Here is a 24,317-nt window from a genome sequence, read left to right as displayed (position 1 = left end):
GGGCATAGCTGGGTAGCTATGTGCGGAAGGGATAAGTGCTGAAAGCATCTAAGCATGAAGCCCCCCTCAAGATGAGATTTCCCATAGCGTAAGCTAGTAAGATCCCTGAAAGATGATCAGGTTGATAGGTTCGAGGTGGAAGCATGGTGACATGTGGAGCTGACGAATACTAATAGATCGAGGACTTAACCATATAATATGAAGCAATGTTATCTAGTTTTGAGAGAATATAAAAAACTTATTGACTTTCAGAGTGAATAAGTTATAATAATGATTGTCTCAAAAGAATAATGTCTGGTAATGATGGCAGAGAGGTCACACCCGTTCCCATACCGAACACGGAAGTTAAGCTCTCTAGCGCCGATGGTAGTTGGGACCTTGTCCCTGTGAGAGTAGGACGTTGCCAGGCAATATTATTCCGCAGTAGCTCAGCGGTAGAGCTATCGGCTGTTAACCGATCGGTCGTAGGTTCGATTCCTACCTGCGGAGCCATTGGAGAGCTGTCCGAGTTGGCCGAAGGAGCACGATTGGAAATCGTGTATACGTCACAAGCGTATCAAGGGTTCGAATCCCTTGCTCTCCGCCATAAGGAATTTATAATATTTGGCCCGTTGGTCAAGTGGTTAAGACACCGCCCTTTCACGGCGGTAACACGGGTTCGAATCCCGTACGGGTCACCACTTTTGGAGGATTAGCTCAGCTGGGAGAGCACCTGCCTTACAAGCAGGGGGTCGGCGGTTCGATCCCGTCATCCTCCACCATATAAATTATATGAATAATATTGTCGCGGGGTGGAGCAGTACGGTAGCTCGTCGGGCTCATAACCCGAAGGTCGCAGGTTCAAATCCTGTCCCCGCAACCAAACATTCTCGTAATGTGGTTGCTAACACTTATCATATAACTATATAAATAATATTATCGCGGGGTGGAGCAGTACGGTAGCTCGTCGGGCTCATAACCCGAAGGTCGCAGGTTCAAATCCTGTCCCCGCAACCAAATGGTCCCGTGGTGTAGTGGTTAACATGCCTGCCTGTCACGCAGGAGATCGCCGGTTCGACCCCGGTCGGGACCGCCATTTTAATAAGGCTCGGTAGCTCAGTCGGTAGAGCAGAGGACTGAAAATCCTCGTGTCGGCGGTTCGATTCCGTCCCGAGCCACCATTTTAATAAAATATGCCGGCTTAGCTCAATTGGTAGAGCAACTGACTTGTAATCAGTAGGTTGGGGGTTCAAGTCCTCTAGCCGGCACCATGTAAGTTTCGGAGGGGTAGCGAAGTGGCTAAACGCGGCGGACTGTAAATCCGCTCCTTCGGGTTCGGCAGTTCGAATCTGCCCCCCTCCACCATTTTACATAGGGGCATAGTTTAAAGGTAGAACTGAGGTCTCCAAAACCTCCAGTGTGGGTTCAATTCCTACTGCCCCTGCCAAATATATAAACACAACATGGCGGTTGTGGCGAAGTGGTTAACGCACCGGATTGTGGCTCCGGCAYTCGTGGGTTCAATTCCCATCAGTCGCCCCATTTTTATTTTTTAAAAAATTACAAATAAATTAATGGATACTTACATATAATTAAGTAAAACTTCGGTGGGCTATAGCCAAGCGGTAAGGCAACGGACTTTGACTCCGTCATGCGCTGGTTCGAATCCAGCTAGCCCAGCCATTTTTGCGGAAGTAGTTCAGTGGTAGAATACAACCTTGCCAAGGTTGGGGTCGCGGGTTCGAATCCCGTCTTCCGCTCCATTTTAACTTCATATGGCGGCATAGCCAAGTGGTAAGGCAGAGGTCTGCAAAACCTTTACCACCGGTTCAAATCCGGTTGCCGCCTTTCTTTTATGCCGATGTGGCGGAATTGGCAGACGCGCACGACTCAAAATCGTGTTCCTTCGGGAGTGTCGGTTCGACCCCGACCATCGGTATCATGAACGGCGTAACATCAAGGCTCTACACTAATTGTGTAGAGTTTTTTTGTGTTTTCTTCACACTACAAAATAAGCACTAATAGTGCGTTGGGGTAGTGTGCGGTGAGTAAGTGACGAACTTTAATTACATATACAAGAATTTTTTCGAGCACTCTAGAGAGAATCTCTCCACCCTGGTGACATGAAGTTAAATCCGATACCACCAGTTGAAATTACCACATTATCAGCTGGTAATTTCGTAATTTCGAAAAACTTCTTTTCAAACTCTTCTCTGTTGTACTTGTACATAGTTGAGTGACACGACCATATTTGCGTTGAAGTACTCAACCAGTCCCCTAATTCCTTTAATTTAGGGAACGACTCAAATTGAATTGGACCATCCAATTTCATGAATCTCACTTGATAGATAGTTGGGTTTAACTTCTCCTATTCCTTTAAAACCATGTGATTTTTTCTCATTTGAATGTGTCATAATTCTCCCCCATCTTTTCTTCAAATTTTTTCCTATTTTAATTATACAGCAATAGAAAGTAATTAAGGAAATATTATGGGATTAGTAGAGGAATGAAAAGGAATAACTTTAGTTTGATAATGAATAGTTCATAACATACTACATAACAAATCTTTAAAAGGACATGGCAGCTTTGCCCTGTTTCTTATTGTTTAGCGAGAAATAATAAAATAAATCATCACAGTAATAAATGAAATATGATAAATTTAATCAAGGGAGAGAAATGAAAGTAAAAGGTGTCAGTTATTTAATATGATTCCATTTTGGCTCCGTTTCATTTTAATTTATCATGTTTAAAGAAGCTCGAAATTTTTAAAATGCTTTAAAATAAAGGATTTTAAGGGTAGCACTCTATATAAATGTCACCTAAAAAGACCCTAACAGAAATGTTAGGTTTTTTTTTGTTAAATTATGCTATGTGATTCTAAAATTCGTAATAAACTTAGGAATTCATGTATAATATAACTTGTCGAAAGAACAAAATGATAGTGATTTATATTATGTCTGTAATATGAATCAAAAATGAACTTTTTATATTTCTTTTAAAAATGTGTTGAATACACATTATATTTCATATTAATATTTTTATGTAGATTTAAAATGGGAAAGAGAGTGGAAAGTATGGGCCGTAAATGGAACAATATTAAAGAAAAAAAAGCATCAAAAGATGCAAATACAAGCCGTATATACGCGAAATTTGGACGTGAAATTTATGTGGCAGCAAAACAAGGCGAGCCAGATCCAGAATCAAACCAAACGTTAAGAGTTGTATTAGAACGTGCGAAAACATACAACGTGCCAAGAACAATTATTGACCGTGCGATTGAAAAGGCAAAAGGCGGTTCAGAAGAAAACTATGACGAGCTTCGTTATGAAGGCTTTGGACCAAACGGATCTATGGTAATTGTAGATACACTGACAAATAACGTAAACCGTACTGCAGCAGATGTACGAGCTGCATTTAGCAAAAACAGTGGTAACATGGGTGTAAACGGTTCTGTCGCTTACATGTTTGATGCGACAGCTGTTATCGGTCTTGAAGGTAAAACATCTGATGAAGTTCTTGAAATCTTAATGGAAGCAGATGTAGATGCACGTGACATTCTAGAAGAAGAAGATTCTGTTATCGTTTATGCTGAACCTGATCAGTTCCATTCAGTACAATCTGCACTTAAAGGTGCTGGTGTTGAAGAATTTACAGTTGCAGAATTAACAATGCTTGCACAAAGTGATGTGGAACTTCCTGAAGATGCTCAAGTACAATTTGAAAAAATGGTTGATGCATTAGAAGATTTAGAAGATGTACAGCAAGTTTACCACAACGTAGACTTAGGGGAATAATATAAGACAGAAGACCCTTTCCTTTAACGGATAGGGTCTTTTTTTATGGAGTTAATTAAGGTGGTAAAGTATTAAAGGTATTTTGTAGCTGCTAGGGAATATGGTTATAGGTTTGTATTTTAAATAATCATATTTCTAGGAGGTATTTCTGTGGAGCATAAAACACCAAAACATATTGTTGCCGTAGCAGGTTATTTAACAAATGAAAAGAATGAGGTGCTTTTAACGAAAGTGCACTGGCGAGCAGATACGTGGGAAATGCCTGGAGGACAGGTAGAAGAAGGGGAAGCGCTCGATCAAGCTGTTTGCAGAGAAATAATGGAGGAAACAGGATTAACTGTGAAGCCTATCGGAGTTACAGGGATTTATTATAATGCTTCTATGCATATTGTAGCTGTTGTTTTTAAAGTAGCATATGTTAGTGGTGAAATAAAAATTCAATCTGAAGAAATACAAGAGGCTAAATTTGTTGCTTTAAACGAAGAGAACATTGATGAGTATATAACGCGTCCTCATATGAAATCAAGGACACTTGATGCGATGAAAGCAATGCATTTTATTCCATACGAAACATGGGAAGTTCAGCCATATAATCTTATAGGAAGGTTGTAAAGAAAAGGTTAGTTATTTGAGGACAGCTCAAATTGCTAACCTTTTCTTTATGTATACTGTTTCAGAAAAAGGTCACAATAATAAAGTGTAGGCTAATAATTGGTGGAGGAAGCAGGACTACCACCTAATTTCCTAGTTTTAGCCAAGTTTTGAGGGAGAATTCTTACTGCACACAAATAGCGAGATAATCCGAAAGCTAGTATTGATTTATAGAACGTTCGTTCTGTATAATGGTGATATATCGTATATAATTAGATTGCTAGATGTTTAAAAGCATAAATGTATAAACTGATATAATAAAAGAATAAAGTGAAATTAAGGAGAGTCCTACTTCCTATGAATAGTGTGATAAATAAATGTATATTCAATATTTCATATGAATAGTAGATAAAAAGGGACTGTGATACAATACATTTTTACACCTTACAATGTTGTAAGGTAGGTGTAAGAGAAATCGATGGGATATTCTTTTATAACAAGGTATTCTTAAATTAAGAGTTATATGCTGTGTGGAAAAGAGGTGTTCGAGATGAAAGAACGAGTATTATCTAGGGTGAACTATCATCAAAAAGTTGCATTAAATCCATTAACTAAATTTCTTTATAAAGCCATTATATTATTATTATTGTTAAGTTTTGCATTATTATTCGTTGGAAATGTAATGATTGAGCGAAGTGATATTGGTAAATTACATGTACCTGCTAATTTAGAGGTGCCAGAATCATTAACACACGCATTTATTGCGACGGAAGATAAAAGATTTTATCATCATAACGGTTTAGACTATATAGCGATTATCAGGGCGTCTATTGAGAATATAAAAGCTGGTGGTGTTGTGCAAGGAGGAAGCACGATTACACAGCAGTTATCTAAAAATGCTTTCTTATCTAATGAACGTACATTTTCCCGTAAGTGGAAAGAAATTTTTTATACGAAAAAGATTGAACGTACATTCACAAAGGATGAGATATTAAAATTGTATGTAAGTAATATTTACTACGGAGAAGGCGCATGGGGGATTGAAAAAGCAGCAAACCTTTACTTCGGTAAAAAAGTGGATCAATTAACACTGGCTGAAAGTGCAATGATGGCTGCTATAGTAAAAGCACCGGCTTATTACTCACCTGCACAAAATTATGATAAAGCAGTTGAGAGACGGAATGTAGTTTTAAGGCTAATGGAGAAAGAAGGGTATATAAATCATGATGAATATGTGCAAGCAGTTAGTGAGAAATTAGTAATTCGCCATGATATAAAAACAGAGCAATCCATGTTAAAAAATGCCCGTGAAAAAGCAGTAAGTTAAAAGAAGTTCCTACATAGGAGCTTCTTTTTTTAATAATTTGTGACAAAAGGCGACACAATATTGTCACAAACGTTGTATTTTTGTAATTTATGTGAGCGTGTTCATTGCGTGACCTATGTAAGTATTGATATTATGTGTATTGTGTACAATGATGTATACAGAATATGAAATTAAAGAGGAATGTATATGAAATCATCAAACAAACTCATGGCTCTTGGTATAGTTTTTTCTATCGCAGTATTGATTGTAATCGGGACGATTGTGTATAGCATCATAAATGACAAGAAAGATAAAGGGAATGAGATGTTTGCTTATTCTACGCAACAATCTTTAGGAAAAGATGATGCTCCAGTTAAGGTAGTTGAATTTGGAGACTTTAAATGTCCAGCTTGTCGTACTTGGGATGTAACAGTATTACCACGATTAAAAGAAGAGTATATTGATAAAGGTAAAGTGCAGTTATATTTTATTAACTTCCCGTTTATCGGAAAAGACTCTGATTTAGGTGCAGCTGCCGGTGAAGCAATTTATAAACAAGATCAAGATTCATTCTGGATTTTCTATGATGAGATTTATCAAAATCAAAAGAAAGATACGGAAGAATGGATTACAGAAGAATTACTTCTTAATATTGTGAAAGAAAAGCTTCCGAAAATTAATGTAGAACAGTTTAAAAAAGATTTACACAGTAAAGAAATGAAAGACAAAGTACGTAAAGATTCAGATCGTGCTCAAAAATTAAAAGTTCAAGGTGCTCCTTCAGTATATATAAATGGGAATCTTGCAAACCCTGATTTCGATAGTATGAAGAAGGCGATTGATAAAGAATTGAAAAAGTGATGAGGTATCTCATCACTTTTTCGACTTTTTTCGATAAATTTCTTGCTTCGATTTTTTTTACATGCTATACTAATTTACATAAGTTATTTCAATATCTTATATTTTTTTCATATTTGCGGGTGTAGTTTAGTGGTAAAACAAGAGCCTTCCAAGCTCTGGTCGAGAGTTCGATTCTCTTCACCCGCTCCAAATTTTATTTAATGTTTTTCTAATAAATTGTGATCAACGCAGTGTTTCGTTTCTAAGATAAACGAAGCATTGCGTTTTTTAATGTTTGAAAATCATAATTGTATGCGAAAATAGAAGTGAAGAATATTATTCCAAAAGTGAATTGATAACCAGTATAGTCGTTACATAAGGGATGGATTCATCGGTGGAGGCGATTGAAAATGGACTTTGAACAATTAAAGCAAGATGTAATTGCGTATAGTAAAACGATTGGTATAGATAAAATAGGTTTTGCCAGTGCTTCACCATTTGAGGAATTAAAGCAGCGCCTAATCCAGCAACAACAATTGAATTATCAGTCTGGATTCGAAGAGCCTGATATAGAGAAGAGAACGAATCCACAGCTATTGCTACCTGGTGCGAAATCAATTATTGCGATTGCTTTAGCATACCCTTCAAAATTAAAAAATGCACCATTAAGTAAACGTGGGGAACGACGTGGGATTTTTTGCCGTGCTTCTTGGGGCCAAGATTATCACCTTGTTCTACGAGATCGTTTGCAAAAGTTAGAGGCGTATTTAATCGAAAAGCTGCCGGATATAGAAGTGAAATCAATGGTTGATACAGGGGAGCTAAGTGATCGAGCTGTTTCAGAGCGTGCCGGTATTGGATGGAGTGGTAAGAACTGCGCTATTATTACACCGGAATTTGGTTCGTATGTATACTTAGGAGAAATGATTACGAATGTTCCATTCCCCCCTGATCGGCCAATAGAAGATCAATGTGGAAGTTGTACGAAATGTATTGATATTTGTCCTACAGGTGCTTTAGTACAAGGCGGGCAGTTGGACTCGAAGAAATGTATTGCATTTTTAACACAGACAAAAGGGTTTCTGCCTGAAGAATATCGCGATAAAATAGGAAACCGTATATATGGATGTGATACGTGTCAGACTGTTTGTCCGAAAAATAAAGGAATGGATTTTCATAACCATCCTGAAATGGAGCCTGACCCTGAGTTAGTTAAACCGTTATTAACACCACTTTTAACAATTAGTAATCGTGATTTTAAAGAGAAGTATGGAATTATGTCTGGTTCATGGAGAGGTAAAAAACCATTGCAACGAAATGCTATTTTAGCACTTGCGCATTTTAAAGAAACAGCAGCAATTCCTGATTTAATCGGTGTTATGAAAGATGATCCAAGACCAGTCCTTCGGGGAACAGCAGCATGGGCACTTGGGAAAATTGGTGGAGATGGAGTAGGAGAAGCGATTGAAAAAGCGATGGAACGTGAGAAAGATGAAGAGGTTCTTCATGAAATGAATCGTGGACTTGAATTGTTAGCACAGAAAAAAGAGTAGATAATATCTCCCTTTTTCATATTGTAATATGGGAGGGAGACGAAATGGTTGTAAAAGCGAATATTGAAAAGCAAGTGCAACAGTTTTTAGCATATATAACAGAGAAACGAACAGATGTAGATGGTATTGCAGTAGATTTGTTACAAATGGTACAGAGAAAGAAACAATTGTTTCAAAAGCGTAGTGCACATATAGTGAAAGCAACTGCAGATATTTCTTTCGTTAGACAATTAAATAGTAATGAGCATCAAGAAATTGATTATCAAATACACTTGAAATATTTAATTAAGCATAAAGAATTATTTTATATCGAAGAGGAACAATTAAAACGACGAGTTTGTTTAAAAAATAGTTGTATAATAGATGATTATGCTCTCGAAGTGTCAGAAGAAATAGGAATAGGTGAAACGTTAGAACGGGAAGTCACGAAAGAAAAATACGGTTCATATCAATATAATCGTTTAGAGGCAGTGAAATATGCAGAGCGTTGGTGGGATGATCGCAATTCTGCATACCGTAATTTTCCGGATAATTGTACAAATTTCATTTCACAATGTCTGCATACTGGAGAAGTACCAATGAATGGACATCCTAACATTCGTAAAGGGTGGTGGCAAAGGGGAAACCAGTGGAGTTGGAGCTGGGCTGTAGCACACTCTTTTTATTGGTATTTGTCAGGTGCTACAACAGGGCTTCGAGCAGAAGCAGTAGAAAGGCCAGAAGACCTTATTCTTGGCGATGTAATTGCGTATGATTTTGAGGATGATGGTAGGTGGAATCATACGACAATTGTAGTAGCAAAAGACGCAGATGGTATGCCGCTTGTAAATGCACATTCAGCGAATAGCCGCAGGCGTTATTGGAACTATGAAGATTCTAGTAAATATACACCACAAATGAAATATAAATTCTTTCATATTATTAATGGGTAGAGATTTTTCGTTCAAGTGGTATAATACGTAGTAGATAAAAAATAGAGGTGAATATCGCGTGGGAGTACATGTTGTTTTATATCAACCAGAAATTCCAGCAAATACAGGAAATATTGCACGTACTTGTGCAGCAACTGGAACAGAATTACATTTGATTAGACCGCTTGGATTTTCAACGGATGACAAAATGTTAAAGCGTGCAGGATTAGATTATTGGCAGCACGTAAAAGTTACGTATTATGATTCAATCGAAGAATTTTATGAGAAAAATAAAGATGGTGAATTCTTTTATTTAACAAAGTATGGCGAGAAAGCTCATACAGCATTTAATTATAGCAAACGTGAGAAGGATTACTATTTCGTATTTGGAAGAGAAACAAATGGATTACCAGCTAATGTAATTGAAGAAAACTTCGATCATTGTTTACGTATTCCAATGACGGATAAAGTACGTTCATTAAATTTATCTAATACAGCAGCAATTTTAATTTATGAAGCGTTCCGTCAACAAAATTATCCAGGATTAGATTTAGAAATCGTGTATTAAAAGTCGCCATTTGGCGGCTTTTTTATTTTTTAAAAAAATATGTAATCATACATTTTAAAAAAGGTACATATTCATATAGAATGAGATATATGAATAAAAATAGATAAGACGGGTTGAGATAAATATGAAGGAACAATATAATAATCAAAATACCTTTTTAAGTATGATAGATATGGATTTAGTAAGACAGGGATTGTTACATGCTATTCAAGATTTAGTGTTTATTGTGAAAGTTATTGATGATGAAACTTTTAAATATATTTATGTGAATAAAATAGGAATGAATCACGCCAGGCTAGGGAAAGAATGTTATGGGAAAACTTTTGCAGAGGTATTACCAGAAGATACGGCAAGGTTATTGCAAGGACACTATGCAAAAGTAATGAGAGAAGCGAGAGCAATTACATTTTGTGATGTAATTAGTTTGCCAACTGGTGATATACATTATGAATCTTCACTTAATCCAGTATGCGATGTAAATGGAACATGTCAGTTTATTATTTGTATTACTAGAGATATTACAGTACAGGTTAAGAAAAAAGTGGAAATAGAAGAAAAACAAATGTTATTTAAGTCATTACTAGAATATAATAATGATTCCATTATATCTGTAGATTCTATTGGAAGAATTACATATGCAAATCCAGCGACTTATGAAATTTTTGGGTATCGATATGAAGAGTTAAAGGACCAATTTATTTTTCAGTTTATAAATAAAGAATATGAAAAAACTTTTCAAATTATATTTAAAAATGCTTTACAGGGAAGCGCAAAACAAATTGTTGCAAAGAAATATATTCATAAAGAAGGATATGAACTTTATATTTCCGTGAGGACAATCCCCATTATTGTGAATAGTGAAATCGTCGGGGTGTACATTGTTACGAGGGATGTTACGAGGCAAGTATTAAATGAGATGAAAACAGAATATTTGGCTTACTTTGATCAGTTAACGGGGTTAATGAATAGAATATCATGTACAAATAAGCTAAATGAATTTTTAGCTGAGAATAAAGAATTCGCATTGGTTTTTATAGATTTGGATGAATTTCACCTTATTAATGATACATTTGGTCATAAAGAAGGGGATCAAGTCTTAAAAAAAGTTACTGAATGCTTACGAGACCTAAAAATAGAAGATATGCATTTATTTAGAGAACATGATGATCAATTTGTTATGTTAATAGAAAATATAACGAGAGAATACGTAGAGGAAGTTGCACAAACAATATTAAAGAAAATTAGTGGGCATTTTGTAATAGAAGAAGAGGATGTTTATTTGAGTGCATCAATTGGGATTGTAATGGCCCCAGAAGATGGAATGGATGAAAAAATGCTTTTCCAAAGAGTCGACGCAGCTTTGGAAAAAGCAAAGGAAAAAGGAAAAGGGTATTATCATTTTTATTGTAGTGGATTAGATTGTGAACGTGAACAAAGGTTTATAATAGAAAATCAGTTACATCGTGCTATAGAGAAAAATGAATTTTCCCTCTATTATCAACCTCAAATTAATATTGAAACGGGAAAGATGGCCAGTATGGAAGCCTTAATAAGGTGGGAGAATAAGGAGCTAGGTTTTGTCTCGCCAAATCAATTTATCCCACTTGCTGAAAGAACAGGGTTTATTATTAAACTTGATGAATGGGTAGTACATCAAGTTTGTGAACAGATGCGTGAATGGTTAAATAAAGGATATGAGGTTGTACCAATCGCAGTTAATATTTCAGCTAGACATTTTCGTTCTATTACATTAATAGAGATGATTACACGTGCTTTAAATAAGTACAACGTTCCCCCTCATTTATTAGCAATAGAAGTTACAGAAGGGGCTCTTATACATAAAGATGTATCAAAAAGAGTGTTATTGCAGTTAAAAGAACAAAATTTAAAGATTCATTTAGATGACTTTGGAACGGGATATTCATCTTTAAGTTATTTAAAAACATATCCGATTGATACGTTAAAAATTGATCGTTCTTTTATGGAAGGTATATATAAAGATGAAAGAGATACGAATATTACGGCTGCAATTATTCATTTAGCACATACTCTAGGGTTAAATGTAATTGCAGAAGGAGTAGAAAAGGCGGAACAAATACAGTTCTTAAAGGAAAAGAATGTGAAAATCGTACAAGGTTATTTTTATAATCGCCCTTTATCGATATACGATGTGGAAAATATTTATTTTAAATAGTGTATAAAAAACAAGAAAAAAAGTGATGTGCTTTTCAGCACATTACTTTTTTTGTGTACCTGGTTTATCGTTATAACCAGATGTGAAAATAGCTGTAAGAAATGTGAGTGATACACCTAAAATTAATAATAACTTCATACTAATTTCCCCCTTACTTTTTCGGTTTACGAATCCTATTTGTGAATCGAAATGTATGTAAGGTTCCCAGAAGAAAAGAATTTATTTACAATGAATAGCAGCGTGAAAACTTTAATACCTTTATTATACAGAATTTTCTTTGAATTTTGGAGAGAATTTTATCGCGCTATTATATATTTCGTTTTGATTTAAAGAATGTTTAAGGACATCCTAGCATACCTTTTATAATAATCCGATTGAACAAGGAGATGGGGGAGGAGCTATAATGGATATTCTAAAGAAAATTGAACAATATCGGGAAGCAGAAGAACGTTTACAATGGGAAGGTACGTTTGCGGAGTATTTGGAGCTTGTGAAAGAAAGACCATGGGTGGCTCAAACAGCACACTCTCGCATTTACAATATGATAAAAGATGCTGGAATTGAAGAAGTTGATGGTAGAAGAAAATATAACTTCTTTAGTAATCAGCTATTTGGATTAGAGGATGCTTTAGAACGCCTTGTGGAAGAATATTTTCATCCATCTGCAAAACGATTAGATGTTAGGAAACGTATTTTGTTATTAATGGGGCCTGTTAGTGGGGGGAAATCAACATTAGTTACGATGTTGAAACGAGGATTAGAAACATATTCACGAACAGATCGTGGAGCGATTTTTGCAATAAAAGGATGCCCAATGCATGAAGATCCACTTCATTTAATTCCGCAACATTTACGGAATGATTTCTTTGATGAATATGGAGTAAGGATTGAAGGGAATTTATCACCATTAAATGTTATGCGTCTAGAGCAAGAATATGGGTCAAGAATTGAGGATGTAGTTGTAGAGCGTATTTTCTTCTCTGAAGATCGCCGTACAGGAATTGGTACATTTAGTCCTTCTGATCCAAAATCACAAGATATTGCCGATTTAACAGGTAGTCTAGACTTTTCTACAATTGCAGAATACGGTTCGGAATCAGATCCTCGTGCATATCGATTTGATGGAGAATTAAATAAGGCGAACCGCGGCATGATGGAATTCCAAGAGATGTTAAAATGTGATGAGAAATTTTTATGGCATTTACTATCGCTTACACAAGAAGGGAATTTTAAAGCAGGAAGATTTGCGCTTATTTCAGCAGATGAATTAATTGTAGCGCATACAAATGAAACAGAGTATCGTTCCTTCATAGCAAATAAGAAAAATGAAGCATTGCATTCACGAATTATTGTAATGCCGGTTCCATATAATTTACGGGTTAGTGAAGAAGAACATATTTATGAAAAAATGATTCGTGAAAGTGATGTGTCCAATGTTCATATTGCACCGCATACACTTCGCGTTGCAGCAATGTTCACTATTTTAACTCGTTTAAAAGATCCGAAGCGTCCAGATATTGATTTAATTAAAAAGATGCGTTTATATGATGGAGAAACGGTAGAAGGATATAATACGATTGATGTAGAGGAACTGCAACGCGAATATCAAGATGAAGGTATGAAGGGGATTGACCCTCGTTATGTCATTAACCGAATTTCTTCTACAATTATTCGAAAAGAGGTACCATCTATTAATGCACTAGATGTACTGAGATCGTTAAAAGACGGATTGGATCAGCACCCGTCAATTAGTAGTGAGGACCGAGAGCGCTATATGAATTTCATCTCATTAGCGAGAAAAGAATACGATGAAATTGCTAAGAAAGAAGTACAAAAAGCATTTGTTTATTCATACGAAGAATCAGCTAAGACACTTATGGATAATTACTTAGATAACGTCGAAGCATACTGCAATAAATCAAAATTACGTGATCCGTTAACTGGTGAAGAAATGAGCCCAGATGAAAAACTTATGCGTTCGATTGAAGAGCAAATTGGAATTTCAGAAAATGCTAAAAAGGCATTCCGTGAAGAAATTTTAATTCGCATTTCTGCTTATGCACGTAAAGGAAAACGCTTTGATTATAATTCACACGAACGTCTTCGTGAAGCGATTCAGAAAAAACTATTTGCCGATTTAAAAGATATAGTGAAAATTACAACATCAACGAAAACACCAGACGAAAATCAGCTTAAGAAAATCAATGATGTTGTTGCACGCTTAATTGATGAGCATGGCTATAATTCTTCATCTGCGAATGAATTGTTACGATATGTAGGTAGTTTGTTAAATCGATAGTTTGATAACAAAACGCTGTCTCTTATTCTTGGGGCGGCGTTTTGTTATCTATTGATATTTGTAAAAAATTTCATAGCTTGTCCGAATATAATAAATTAAGATGCGATTTTATGAATTTCTTGTCAATTATTTTTACAATATGCATATGATAGAGTAACCAACCATTCATACAAAAAAGCCAACACAATACAATATGTTGCAAAACGAAAATGTGTGCAACAATGCATTGTGTTTCTTTCTTATCAACGGCTGAATGTTTCTTTCTATTATGTGAGTGGCAAAATTTTGTTTAGGATGCTCGGAGTATTGTATGAAAAACGCTATATATGTTTATGGGATGATTTTCGATGAACAGTTATTTTTCAAATATTCTAGTTATGCACACTAGAAAACAAAATTATAGATTGCTGTTCATAGGGGAAGACAATTACAGTAAGGAGGGAAAGGAATGAGCGAAGAAAACCAACCAAATTACACGATTTCACAGGAAAACTGGTCCCTCCATCGCAAAGGATATGACGACCAACAACGCCATCAAGAAAAAGTGCAGGAGGCAATCAAAAATAATTTACCAGACCTTGTAACAGAAGAAAGTATAGTTATGTCTAATGGTAAGGATGTTGTGAAAATACCGATTCGTTCTTTAGATGAATATAAGATTAGATACAATTATGATAAAAACAAACACGTTGGGCAAGGAAACGGTGACAGTAAAGTTGGTGATGTTGTTGCAAGAGATGGATCAGGTGGTCAAAAGCAGAAGGGACCAGGAAAAGGGCAAGGGGCAGGAGATGCAGCTGGAGAAGATTATTATGAAGCAGAAGTCTCAATTTTAGAATTGGAGCAAGCGTTTTTCAAAGAGTTAGAGCTGCCTAATTTAAAGAGAAAAGAAATAGATGAAAACCGGATTGAACATATTGAATTTAATGATATTAGAAAAACAGGATTATGGGGAAATATTGATAAGAAACGGACGATGATATCTGCATATAAACGAAATGCAATGCGTGGTAAAGCATCTTTCCATCCAATTCACCAAGAAGATTTAAAGTTCCGTACTTGGAATGAAGTGTTAAAGCCAGATTCAAAAGCTGTTGTATTAGCGATGATGGATACGAGTGGATCGATGGGGATATGGGAGAAGTATATGGCACGTAGCTTCYTTTTCTGGATGACAAGATTTTTACGCACAAAGTATGAAACCGTAGACATTGAGTTTATTGCTCACCATACGGAAGCGAAGGTCGTCACAGAAGAAGAGTTTTTCTCAAAAGGGGAAAGTGGCGGAACGATCTGTTCTTCCGTATACAAAAAAGCACTTGAGTTAATCGATAATAAATATTCACCAGACCGTTATAATATTTATCCATTCCATTTTTCAGACGGTGATAATTTAACTTCGGATAATGCTAGATGCGTAAAGCTTGTGGAAGAGTTGATGAAGAAGTGTAATATGTTTGGGTATGGGGAAGTGAATCAGTACAACCGCCACAGTACGCTTATGTCAGCATATAAAAATATTAAAGACGAGAATTTCAGATATTATATTTTAAAGCAAAAAGCAGATGTATTTCATGCGATGAAGAGCTTTTTTAAAGAAGAATCAGGAGAAAGAATGGCATAACCCCTTGTAAAGGGGTTATTTTTTTGTAAACTTTTTATTTTTTTAGTTGACAATGATAATGAAAATCATTATCATTTATTCGAGAAATGATTATATTTTGATTTATATATTTTGGAGGAGATGTAAAGTTGGAAAGAAATAAAAGAAAACATATAAATGCGATGATTATCGCTGCGGCGTTATCGCTTCCATTTGCTACGTATTCAACGCCTGCTTTAGCGGCAGTAGCAATTGAGGCTAATAAAAAGGGATATGCTTTAGAAGATGGTACATATGATGCTGTTATTAAAGCGTATAAAGATAAAACGAATGAAGAGTCTATGGCAGCTGTTTATATAAAAAATCCTAAATTAACCATTGAGAATGGGAAGAAAATTGTAACGGCAACGTTAAGTGATAGTGATTTCTTCGAATACTTGAAAACAGAGGATATTGATACTCCTGGTGTATTCCATGATGTAAAAGTCATATCAGAGGATAAAAAGAAAAATGGGACGAAGGTTATTCAATTTGAAGTTGGAGAATTAGGAAAAAGATATAATATGCAAATGCATATTTATATTCCGACAATGGCCTATGATAATAAGTACCAGGTGCAGTTTGAAGTAAATGCGTTAAATCTAGAAAACAATGTTCCAAAAGATCAAAAGGAAAATAAAGAGGATAAAGTGGATCAACAAGATGAAAGTGCAAATGTAATAGTTGATAAGAAATTACAACAGCATATTAATAAATATAATTTAGAGAGAAAAAATATAAATGAACCTATAACGAAGGAAGATTTATTACAAATTAAAACATTATCCATATACTCAGGTGAGGGGATAAATGAAATAGCTGGTTTAGAATATATGACAAACTTAGAGAAGTTGACATTAAGAGAGTCTAATGTAACAGACATATCTGTTATCTCGGGATTGAGACATTTGAAATATTTAGATTTATCCTCTAATCCAATTGAAAGCATTCAACCCGTTTCTAAGCTAGAGAATCTTGACATGCTCTTTTTAAGAGATAACAAAATTGCAGATCTTACACCGTTAAGTCAAATGAAAAAGATTAAAATATTAGATTTAATTGGTAATAATATAAAGGATCTTACACCATTATTTACAGTGTTATCGTTAGAAGAAGTATACTTAGCAAATAATCAAATTAGTAATCTTTCGGGTATTGAGAAGTTAAAGAATGTGAATCTATTATGGATAGGAAATAATAAAATTAGTGATGTTGAGCCTATTAGTAAAATGAGTAATCTTATTGAACTAGAAATTGCTGATAGTGAAATAAAAGATATATCATCATTATCTAAATTAGTAAAAATACAAGTATTGAATTTAGAAGAGAATTATATCTCTGATATATCTCCACTGAGTAATTTAACAAATTCACATGAGATAAATCTTGGAGCGAATGAAATTTCTGACATAAAGTCTGTTGAGGAATTGGGTAAGCGAACTTCAATAGATATTCAAAGACAAAAAATCTTTTTAGATGAAGCAAGCGTAGATGAAGAAATAAAAATTCCAGTATACAATTTTAAAGGAGAGCCACTTCAAAATATTAAATTGAAAAGTGAGGGGGCTACGCTGAGTAACGGATTTATAAAATGGAATAGTCCTGGAGAAAAAATATATGAATTTAAACTAGATACGAATCCTGCTGAAAGTAAAATAAGATTTAATGGGACGGTTATACAAAGTATAGTTGAAAAACAAACAGAAAGTAAAAATGTAATTCTTGATAAAAATTTACAACAACATATTAATAAAAAGAATTTTGGTAGAGAGAATCTAAATGCCCCTATAACAAAAGAAGATTTATTACAGATTAAAACATTAGAGATACTTAAAGAAAAAGGAAAAGAGATAAAAGATCTAACTGGTTTAGAATACATGACGAACTTAGAAAACCTCACTTTAGAAGGAGTAGGGTTGAAAAATATTGAGTTCATTTCAAACTTGAAACAATTGAAAGACGTGAATGTATCTCATAATAAAATTGAAGATATAACGACGTTATCTTCACTGGAAAATTTACAGTGGTTAAACCTTGCGGATAATCATATTAAAGATGTATCAGTTCTTGGTTCAATGTTAGACCTACTCAGTTTAAAATTAGCTGGAAATGAGATTCGTGATGTAAGGCCGTTAATACAATTAGGTCAATGGTTTTCAATTGATGCCGGAAGACAAAAAATCATTTTAAATGAAGCGAAAGTAAATGAAGAAATTCAAGTTCCGGTATATGACTTAGAAGGAGAAACTATTGAGAATATTAAACTAACAAGTGAGGGTGGAACGTTTAATAACGGAGTAATGAAATGGAGTACTCCAGGTGAAAAGGTATATAAATTTGATTTAGATTCGGATGAAACTAGTATAAGCTTTAATGGAACAGTTATCCAGAATATAGTTGAAAAAGAAGAAGTGACAGAACCAACAAAAGAAGTTGAAGAAATAAAAGAAGAAGTAAAAGAGCCGGTAAAAGAAGTTGAAGAAATAAAAGAAGAAGGAAAAGAGCCGGTAAAAGAAATTGAAGGTATAAAAGAAGAAGTAAAAGAGCCGGTAAAAGAAGTTGAAGAAACAAAAGAAGAAGGAAAAGAGCCGGTAAAAGAAATTGAAGAAACAAAAGAAGAAGTAAAAGAGCCGGCGAAAGAAGTTGCAGGTACAAAAGAAGAAGTGAAAGAACCGGCGAAAGAAGTTGCAGGTACAAAAGAACAGGTAAAAGAATCAGCAACTGGATTGGATCAAGAGCCGAAAGGGAATAATCAAGTTGGTCCAGTAAAAGTGGTAGGACAAGAGAGTGCGAAAGAAAAAGATTCAAATAAACAACATGCTAATAAGCAAGAGGAAAATCAGAAGTCTTTAGCAGCAACTGGTGGTCAAGCTAACACACCGACCTTACTTTCTGGATTAGCACTTGTTCTTTCAGCATTAAGTATGTTTGTATTTAGAAAGAGATTATTTAAGAAATAAATAACGTTTTATCTTATTATTATACAAAATGATTATATAAGTTTTTGAGAAGACCTTATTATAGCAATTTCATGTTGAAATATGCTTATGATAAGGTCTTTTTGAATAGGGGAAGGATATTAATACGAGGATGTTTCGATTGCTTAAATAATGGAGCAACTGTAGCGGAAACTGTAAGTCCCTTTCGTTCACTATATGTTCAAAATGTATGAAGAAATAATATGAAATATTGCATTTTATATCATTTCATCCAGATAATATGTTAATTTCTTGAATGGAATATATAAATAGGGGGGCAATAATATGAACAAGCAATCAAAGATCAATAAAGTGTTGCTTAGTATTAGTACAATGGCGCTATCGCTCGGAGCAATTCAAACGAATGTATCAGCAGAAGAAAAGGTACCGTATAATGTATTGCATTCGAAACCAGTTGGAATTGAAAAACCAGTAGATGAGATCGGACACGCTTCTAAAGCCGAGGAAACATTATCATTTCAAGAACGTTTAAAAGTAGGAGATTTTTCACAGCGACCAGCATCTATTACGAAGAACTCGGCAGTAAAGCAAGCTAAAGAAGGCTATTCAATGGCTGATTTAAACAAAATGAATGATCAAGAATTAATTGAAACGTTAGGCAGTATTAAGTGGCACCAAATTACAGACTTATTCCAGTTTAATGAAGATGCAAAAGCCTTTTATAAAGATAACGGAAAAATGCAAGTAATTATAGACGAATTAGCTCATAGAGGTAGTACATTTACGAAAGATGATTCAAAAGGAATTCAAACGTTTACTGAAGTGTTACGTTCAGCTTTTTATCTTGCATTTTATAATAATGAATTAAGCGACTTAAATGAAAGAAGCTTCCAGGACAAATGTTTACCAGCGTTAAAAGCTATTGCGAAAAATCCCAACTTTAAGCTTGGAACAAATGAGCAAGATACAGTCGTATCTGCATACGGAAAATTAATTAGTAATGCATCAAGTGATGTTGAAACGGTGCAATACGCATCGGATATTTTAAAACAATATAATGATAATTTTAATGCATATGTAGACGATCGTATGAAAGGACAAGCTGTATACGATATGATGCAAGGCATTGATTATGATATACAGTCTTACTTAAATGAGGCTCGTAAAGAAGCGAATGAAACGATGTGGTATGGAAAAGTAGATGGGTTTATTAATGAAATAAATCGTATTGCTCTTTTAAATCAAGTAACACCAGAAAATAAGTGGCTCGTTAATAATGGAATTTATTTTGCTAGTCGTTTAGGTAAGTTTCATAGTAATCCAAATAAAGGATTAGAGGTTGTTACACAGGCAATGCATATGTACCCGCGTTTAAGTGAGCCGTATTTTGTTGCAGTAGAACAAATTACAACAAACTATAACGGGAAAGATTATAGCGGGAATACGGTAGATTTAGAGAAGATACGTAAAGAAGGAAAAGAGCAATACTTACCAAAAACGTATACATTCGATGATGGATCTATTGTATTTAAAACTGGGGATAAAGTGTCAGAAGAAAAAATTAAGAGATTATATTGGGCTGCGAAGGAAGTAAAAGCGCAATATCACCGTGTGATCGGAAATGACAAAGCTTTAGAACAAGGTAATGCAGACGACGTATTAACGATAGTAATCTATAATACTCCAGACGAATACCAGTTAAATAGACAATTGTATGGATATGAAACAAACAACGGTGGAATTTATATTGAAGAGACAGGGACATTCTTTACATATGAGCGTACGCCAGAGCAAAGTATTTATAGTTTAGAAGAGTTATTCCGTCATGAGTTTACTCATTATCTTCAAGGGAGATATGAAGTTCCCGGTTTATTTGGAAGAGGAGATATGTATCAAAATGAAAGATTAACTTGGTTCCAAGAAGGGAATGCAGAATTTTTCGCAGGATCTACTCGTACAAATAACGTTGTACCAAGAAAGAGCATCATTAGTGGATTATCATCTGATCCTGCAAGCCGTTATACAGCAGAGCGTACACTATTTGCTAAATATGGTTCTTGGGATTTCTATAACTACTCGTTCGCATTGCAGTCTTACTTATATACTCATCAATTTGAAACGTTTGATAAAATTCAAGATTTAATTCGTGCGAATGATGTGGGGAATTATGATACGTATCGTGAGACTTTAAGTAAAGATTCTAAGTTAAATAAAGAGTATCAAGAGTATATGCAGCAGCTAATTGATAATCAAGATAAGTACAATGTGCCGGAAGTAGCAGATGATTATTTAGCTGAACATGCACCAAAAGCACTAACAGAAGTGAAGAAAGAAATTAGTGAAACGTTGTCTATGAAAGATACAAAAATGACAAAGCATACATCTCAATTCTTTAATACATTTACATTAGAAGGCACGTTTACAGGTAGTGTAACAAAAGGTGAGTCAGAAGACTGGAAAGCAATGAGTAAAAGAGTAAATGAGGCTTTAGAACAATTGACGCAAAAAGAATGGAGTGGCTACAAAACGGTTACAGCATACTTCGTTAATTATCGTGTGAATAGTTCAAATGAATTTGAATATGATGTAGTCTTCCATGGTATCGCAAAAGATGACAGAGAAAATAAAGCTCCGACGGTTAATGTAAACGGACCTTATAATGGGTTTGTAAAAGAAGGAATTCAATTCAAAAGTGATGGATCAAAAGACGAAGATGGAAAAATCGTTTCTTATTTATGGGATTTTGGAGACGGCAGAACAAGTAAAGAAGTTAATCCAGTACATGCATATGAAAGAGAAGGAACTTATAAAGTAGCGTTAGTAGTAAAAGACGATAAAGGAAAAGAGAGTAGAAGCGAAACAACTGTTACAATTAAAGATGGAAGTGTAACAGAATCAGAACCAAATAATCGTCCAGAAGAAGCAAATCGTATTGGGTTAAACACTACTATAAAAGGTAGCCTTATCGGTGGGGATCACACCGATGTTTATACATTTAATGTCGCATCAGCGAAAGATATCGATATTTCTGTTTTAAATGAGTATGGAATCGGGATGACATGGGTACTTCACCATGAATCAGATATGCAAAATTACGCAGCTTACGGTCAAGCTAATGGAAATCATATAGAAGCAAAATTTAATGCAAAACCAGGTAAGTATTACTTGTATGTATATAAATATGATAATGGTGATGGAACGTACGCATTATCAGTAAAATAAGTTCTTTTCCAATGTATGTTTAACTTTACTTTTTGTGGAAAATAGTATATTATATAGATATACAATATATCGGTTATTTACTAGGAGGAGCCTGTCACAATAGGTTTCTCCTGTTCTTTTTTAGAGGCCTGTCTTACAGGCTTTTCTTTAAAAGATAAATAACTGAAAATTAAGAACGATAATCTTTGAAAGAGGTGGGGCATACATATAACAAAAAAGGGATTGTTTAAGAAAGGGGGATAAGAAATGGTCTTGTTTGGTTATCCACTTGAAACAATTTATTTATATGGATTTATTATTGCTACTATACTCACTGTTATTTATATTTTCTTTGGAGATATATTTGAATCAATATTTAGTTTTGGGGGCGGATCTGTATCCGTTGTTACTTTACTACTTAGTTTCTTCGCCATGTTATGTGGACTTAGTTATATAGGAGAATATTTATTTTCCTTTAATAGTACTATTATTTTTGCTGGTTCATTTGCTATATCTTTTATCGGTGTTTTCATAATGAAAATATTAATTTTAAAACCGATTGCAGAAGCAGAACAAAATACGGTGCAACGTATGGATGAATTCATTGGTCGCAAGGGAGAAGTCATTACGACAATTCCTACAGAAGGATTTGGAGAAGTGTTAATCTCCTCTCCATTTGGAAGTAATGCAATACCAGCGAAAACAATTGGAAAGAAAGATATTTCACAAGGAACCGAGGTCATTATTGAAGGAGTTCAAGATGGTGTTTTGCTTGTACAAAACATCGCTTATTCTTTAAAGAAACCAAAATTATAAGGGGGAATTTACATGACGATTCCATTAATTATCGGTGGAGTTTTACTCGCAATTTTACTTCTACTCATTTTAGTATTTATTACGAAGTATCGTACAGTTGGTCCAGATGAAGCATTAATTGTAACAGGGAACTGGCTTGGTGGTGGAAAGAATGTTGTTATCACTGATGATGGAAAGAAGATTAAGATTATCCGCGGTGGTGGTACTTTCGTTGTTCCAATTATGCAACGGGCAGAACTTCTTAGCTTATTAAACTACAAATTAGAAGTTGGAACACGTGATACGTATACGAAACAAGGTGTTCCGATTACAGTAAACGGTGTTTCTATTATTAAAGTAGGATCGACAATTGAAGAAGTTTCTACAGCAGCTGAACAATATTTAGGAAAAGAAACGGAAGAGTTAAAAGTAGAAGCAAAAGAAGTTTTAGAAGGGCATCTACGTGCTATTTTATCTTCTATGACAGTAGAAGATGCTTATAGTAATAGAGAGCAATTCGCACAAAAGGTGCATGAAGTGGCCTCTACTGATTTGAAGAAGATGGGACTTCGCATCGTTTCCTTTACAATTAAAGAAATAATGGATAAAAACGGCTACTTAGATGCACTTGGTCAGCCGCAAATTGCAATGGTTAAGCGTGATGCAACAGTTGCGAATGCAGAGCGTGAAAAAGAGGCACGAATTGAAAAAGCTCGTGCTGAGAAAGAAGCAAAAGAAGCAGAATATCAACGTGATGCACAAATCGCTGAAGCTGAAAAACATAAGGAATTAAAAGTACAATCTTATAAGAGGGACCAAGAACAAGCTCGCGCAGATGCAGATCTTTCTTACGAATTACAACAAGCGAAAGCGCAACAAGGTGTTACAGAAGAGCAAATGCGAGTTAAAATCATTGAGCGTGAAAAGCAAATTGAGTTAGAAGAAAAAGAGATTGCGCGTCGTGAAAAGCAATACGATGCAGAAGTAAAGAAAAAGGCAGATGCAGATCGCTATGCTGTTGAACAATCAGCTGAAGCGGAAAAAGTAAAACAAATGAAAAAAGCAGATGCGGATCAATATAAAATTGAAGCAGAAGCAAGAGCACGTGCAGAAGAAGTTCGTGTAGAAGGTTTAGCAAAAGCAGAAATTGAAAAAGCACAAGGTCAGGCAAAGGCAGAAGTACAAAAGGCGCAAGGTACAGCGGAAGCAGATGTTATTAGGTTAAAAGGTTTAGCAGAAGCAGAAGCGAAACAAAAAATTGCAGAAGCATTTGAATTATATGGGCAAGCCGCGATTATGGATATGGTTCTTAAAATGCTTCCGAGTTATGCGAAAGAAATTGCGAGTCCGCTTAGCAACATTGATAAAATTACAGTCGTTGATACAGGCGGTGGTGGAAAGAATAGCGGCGCCGGAAAAGTTGCAGGGTATGCGACAGATTTAATGGCAACAATGCAAGAAACGTTAAAAGCTTCTTCTGGCATTGATTTAAAAGAATTACTAGAAGGATTCGCTGGAAAAGGTGCCGTGCAACAACTATCAAATGATAAACCTGTAGTATCAGTAGTAGAAGATGAGAAGAAAGAAATAAACAAAGATAAAGAATAGCAAGATGAAAAGAACCTCTAGTAAATGGGATACTAGAGGTTCTTTCGTGAAATGTAATATTTCGAATAATGTACATTTTTATATATTGTTTTAATTA

General features: G+C 35.0%; 14 protein-coding genes, 17 tRNA genes, 2 rRNA genes and 1 pseudogene. 33 read left to right on the top strand and 1 reads right to left on the bottom strand.

Features of this window, described 5'->3' with window-relative positions; genetic code table 11:
- The 18 genes from AC1DS7_RS16180 to AC1DS7_RS16095 all read left to right on the top strand — a co-directional run.
- A 23S ribosomal RNA gene (locus AC1DS7_RS16180) occupies positions 1-193 on the top strand; the annotation flags it as partial.
- Positions 194-293: 100 nt separating this feature from the next.
- A 5S ribosomal RNA gene (gene rrf, locus AC1DS7_RS16175) occupies positions 294-409 on the top strand.
- 8 nt (positions 410-417) lie between these two features.
- Positions 418-492 (top strand) — tRNA-Asn (locus AC1DS7_RS16170).
- A 2-nt stretch (positions 493-494) separates the two neighbouring features.
- Positions 495-586, top strand: a tRNA-Ser gene (locus AC1DS7_RS16165).
- A gap of 19 nt (positions 587-605) precedes the next feature.
- Positions 606-680: transfer RNA gene (locus AC1DS7_RS16160), tRNA-Glu, on the top strand.
- Between the two features lie 5 nt (positions 681-685).
- A tRNA-Val gene (locus AC1DS7_RS16155) sits at positions 686-761 on the top strand.
- Between the two features lie 24 nt (positions 762-785).
- Positions 786-862, top strand: a tRNA-Met gene (locus tag AC1DS7_RS16150).
- Between the two features lie 57 nt (positions 863-919).
- Positions 920-996, top strand: a tRNA-Met gene (locus AC1DS7_RS16145).
- A 3-nt stretch (positions 997-999) separates the two neighbouring features.
- Positions 1,000-1,075 (top strand) — tRNA-Asp (locus tag AC1DS7_RS16140).
- Positions 1,076-1,084: 9 nt separating this feature from the next.
- Positions 1,085-1,160, top strand: a tRNA-Phe gene (locus AC1DS7_RS16135).
- Positions 1,161-1,174: 14 nt separating this feature from the next.
- Positions 1,175-1,250: transfer RNA gene (locus AC1DS7_RS16130), tRNA-Thr, on the top strand.
- Positions 1,251-1,260: 10 nt separating this feature from the next.
- A tRNA-Tyr gene (locus tag AC1DS7_RS16125) sits at positions 1,261-1,344 on the top strand.
- A gap of 8 nt (positions 1,345-1,352) precedes the next feature.
- Positions 1,353-1,426: transfer RNA gene (locus AC1DS7_RS16120), tRNA-Trp, on the top strand.
- A gap of 19 nt (positions 1,427-1,445) precedes the next feature.
- Positions 1,446-1,521: transfer RNA gene (locus tag AC1DS7_RS16115), tRNA-His, on the top strand.
- Positions 1,522-1,587: 66 nt separating this feature from the next.
- Positions 1,588-1,662: transfer RNA gene (locus AC1DS7_RS16110), tRNA-Gln, on the top strand.
- Between the two features lie 5 nt (positions 1,663-1,667).
- Positions 1,668-1,742: transfer RNA gene (locus AC1DS7_RS16105), tRNA-Gly, on the top strand.
- A gap of 14 nt (positions 1,743-1,756) precedes the next feature.
- Positions 1,757-1,827 (top strand) — tRNA-Cys (locus AC1DS7_RS16100).
- Positions 1,828-1,836: 9 nt separating this feature from the next.
- Positions 1,837-1,918, top strand: a tRNA-Leu gene (locus AC1DS7_RS16095).
- Between the two features lie 156 nt (positions 1,919-2,074).
- Here the strand turns inward: AC1DS7_RS16095 and AC1DS7_RS16090 are convergent.
- Positions 2,075-2,393: pseudogene (locus tag AC1DS7_RS16090) on the bottom strand (DUF3884 family protein).
- A 660-nt stretch (positions 2,394-3,053) separates the two neighbouring features.
- Here AC1DS7_RS16090 and AC1DS7_RS16085 point away from each other — a divergent pair.
- From AC1DS7_RS16085 to AC1DS7_RS16015, 15 genes are all read left to right on the top strand, one after another.
- Complete coding sequence (locus AC1DS7_RS16085) at positions 3,054-3,773, top strand: YebC/PmpR family DNA-binding transcriptional regulator (RefSeq protein WP_002113875.1); 720 nt, start codon at positions 3,054-3,056, stop codon at positions 3,771-3,773.
- A gap of 150 nt (positions 3,774-3,923) precedes the next feature.
- A complete protein-coding gene (locus AC1DS7_RS16080) occupies positions 3,924-4,385 on the top strand; it encodes an NUDIX hydrolase (protein WP_002010362.1) in 462 nt (153 codons plus the stop codon).
- Between the two features lie 529 nt (positions 4,386-4,914).
- Complete coding sequence (locus AC1DS7_RS16075; protein WP_088038372.1) at positions 4,915-5,691, top strand: transglycosylase domain-containing protein; 777 nt, start codon at positions 4,915-4,917, stop codon at positions 5,689-5,691.
- A 186-nt stretch (positions 5,692-5,877) separates the two neighbouring features.
- The gene (locus AC1DS7_RS16070) at positions 5,878-6,531 is read left to right on the top strand and encodes a DsbA family protein (protein ID WP_002091101.1); all 654 of its coding nucleotides are present in this window, start codon (positions 5,878-5,880) and stop codon (positions 6,529-6,531) included.
- A 115-nt stretch (positions 6,532-6,646) separates the two neighbouring features.
- A tRNA-Gly gene (locus AC1DS7_RS16065) sits at positions 6,647-6,720 on the top strand.
- A gap of 200 nt (positions 6,721-6,920) precedes the next feature.
- Entirely contained in the window at positions 6,921-8,063 is a 1,143-nt protein-coding gene (gene queG / locus AC1DS7_RS16060) for a tRNA epoxyqueuosine(34) reductase QueG (RefSeq protein WP_002115986.1), read from the top strand.
- Between the two features lie 44 nt (positions 8,064-8,107).
- Entirely contained in the window at positions 8,108-8,995 is an 888-nt protein-coding gene (locus tag AC1DS7_RS16055; protein WP_002029655.1) for an amidase domain-containing protein, read from the top strand.
- Between the two features lie 58 nt (positions 8,996-9,053).
- Positions 9,054-9,542 carry a tRNA (uridine(34)/cytosine(34)/5-carboxymethylaminomethyluridine(34)-2'-O)-methyltransferase TrmL gene (gene trmL / locus AC1DS7_RS16050; protein ID WP_002029656.1) on the top strand — a complete coding sequence of 163 codons (489 nt, stop codon included), beginning with the start codon at positions 9,054-9,056 and terminating at the stop codon, positions 9,540-9,542.
- A 124-nt stretch (positions 9,543-9,666) separates the two neighbouring features.
- Complete coding sequence (locus AC1DS7_RS16045) at positions 9,667-11,736, top strand: sensor domain-containing protein (RefSeq protein ID WP_372476163.1); 2,070 nt, start codon at positions 9,667-9,669, stop codon at positions 11,734-11,736.
- A 403-nt stretch (positions 11,737-12,139) separates the two neighbouring features.
- A complete protein-coding gene (locus AC1DS7_RS16040) occupies positions 12,140-14,035 on the top strand; it encodes a PrkA family serine protein kinase (RefSeq protein WP_002029658.1) in 1,896 nt (631 codons plus the stop codon).
- A gap of 448 nt (positions 14,036-14,483) precedes the next feature.
- On the top strand, positions 14,484-15,659 hold the full coding sequence (yhbH, locus tag AC1DS7_RS16035; protein WP_476999109.1) for a sporulation protein YhbH: 1,176 nt from the start codon (positions 14,484-14,486) through the stop codon (positions 15,657-15,659).
- 128 nt (positions 15,660-15,787) lie between these two features.
- A complete protein-coding gene (locus AC1DS7_RS16030; RefSeq protein ID WP_476999108.1) occupies positions 15,788-18,637 on the top strand; it encodes a leucine-rich repeat domain-containing protein in 2,850 nt (949 codons plus the stop codon).
- A gap of 303 nt (positions 18,638-18,940) precedes the next feature.
- Positions 18,941-21,838, top strand: a complete 2,898-nt coding sequence (gene colA, locus AC1DS7_RS16025; protein ID WP_002140307.1) for a collagenase ColA — start codon at positions 18,941-18,943, stop codon at positions 21,836-21,838.
- A gap of 246 nt (positions 21,839-22,084) precedes the next feature.
- Positions 22,085-22,633 carry an NfeD family protein gene (locus AC1DS7_RS16020; protein ID WP_002134284.1) on the top strand — a complete coding sequence of 183 codons (549 nt, stop codon included), beginning with the start codon at positions 22,085-22,087 and terminating at the stop codon, positions 22,631-22,633.
- A gap of 12 nt (positions 22,634-22,645) precedes the next feature.
- Positions 22,646-24,220, top strand: coding sequence for a flotillin family protein (locus AC1DS7_RS16015; protein WP_002029662.1), 1,575 nt, complete (start codon positions 22,646-22,648; stop codon positions 24,218-24,220).
- Positions 24,221-24,317 lie beyond the last annotated feature (97 nt).

It is taken from the genome of Bacillus sp. P4_E1 (assembly GCF_056401715.1).
The sequence above is the reverse complement of the archived record's forward strand: the minus strand, read 5'-3'. Positions and strand labels throughout refer to the sequence as shown.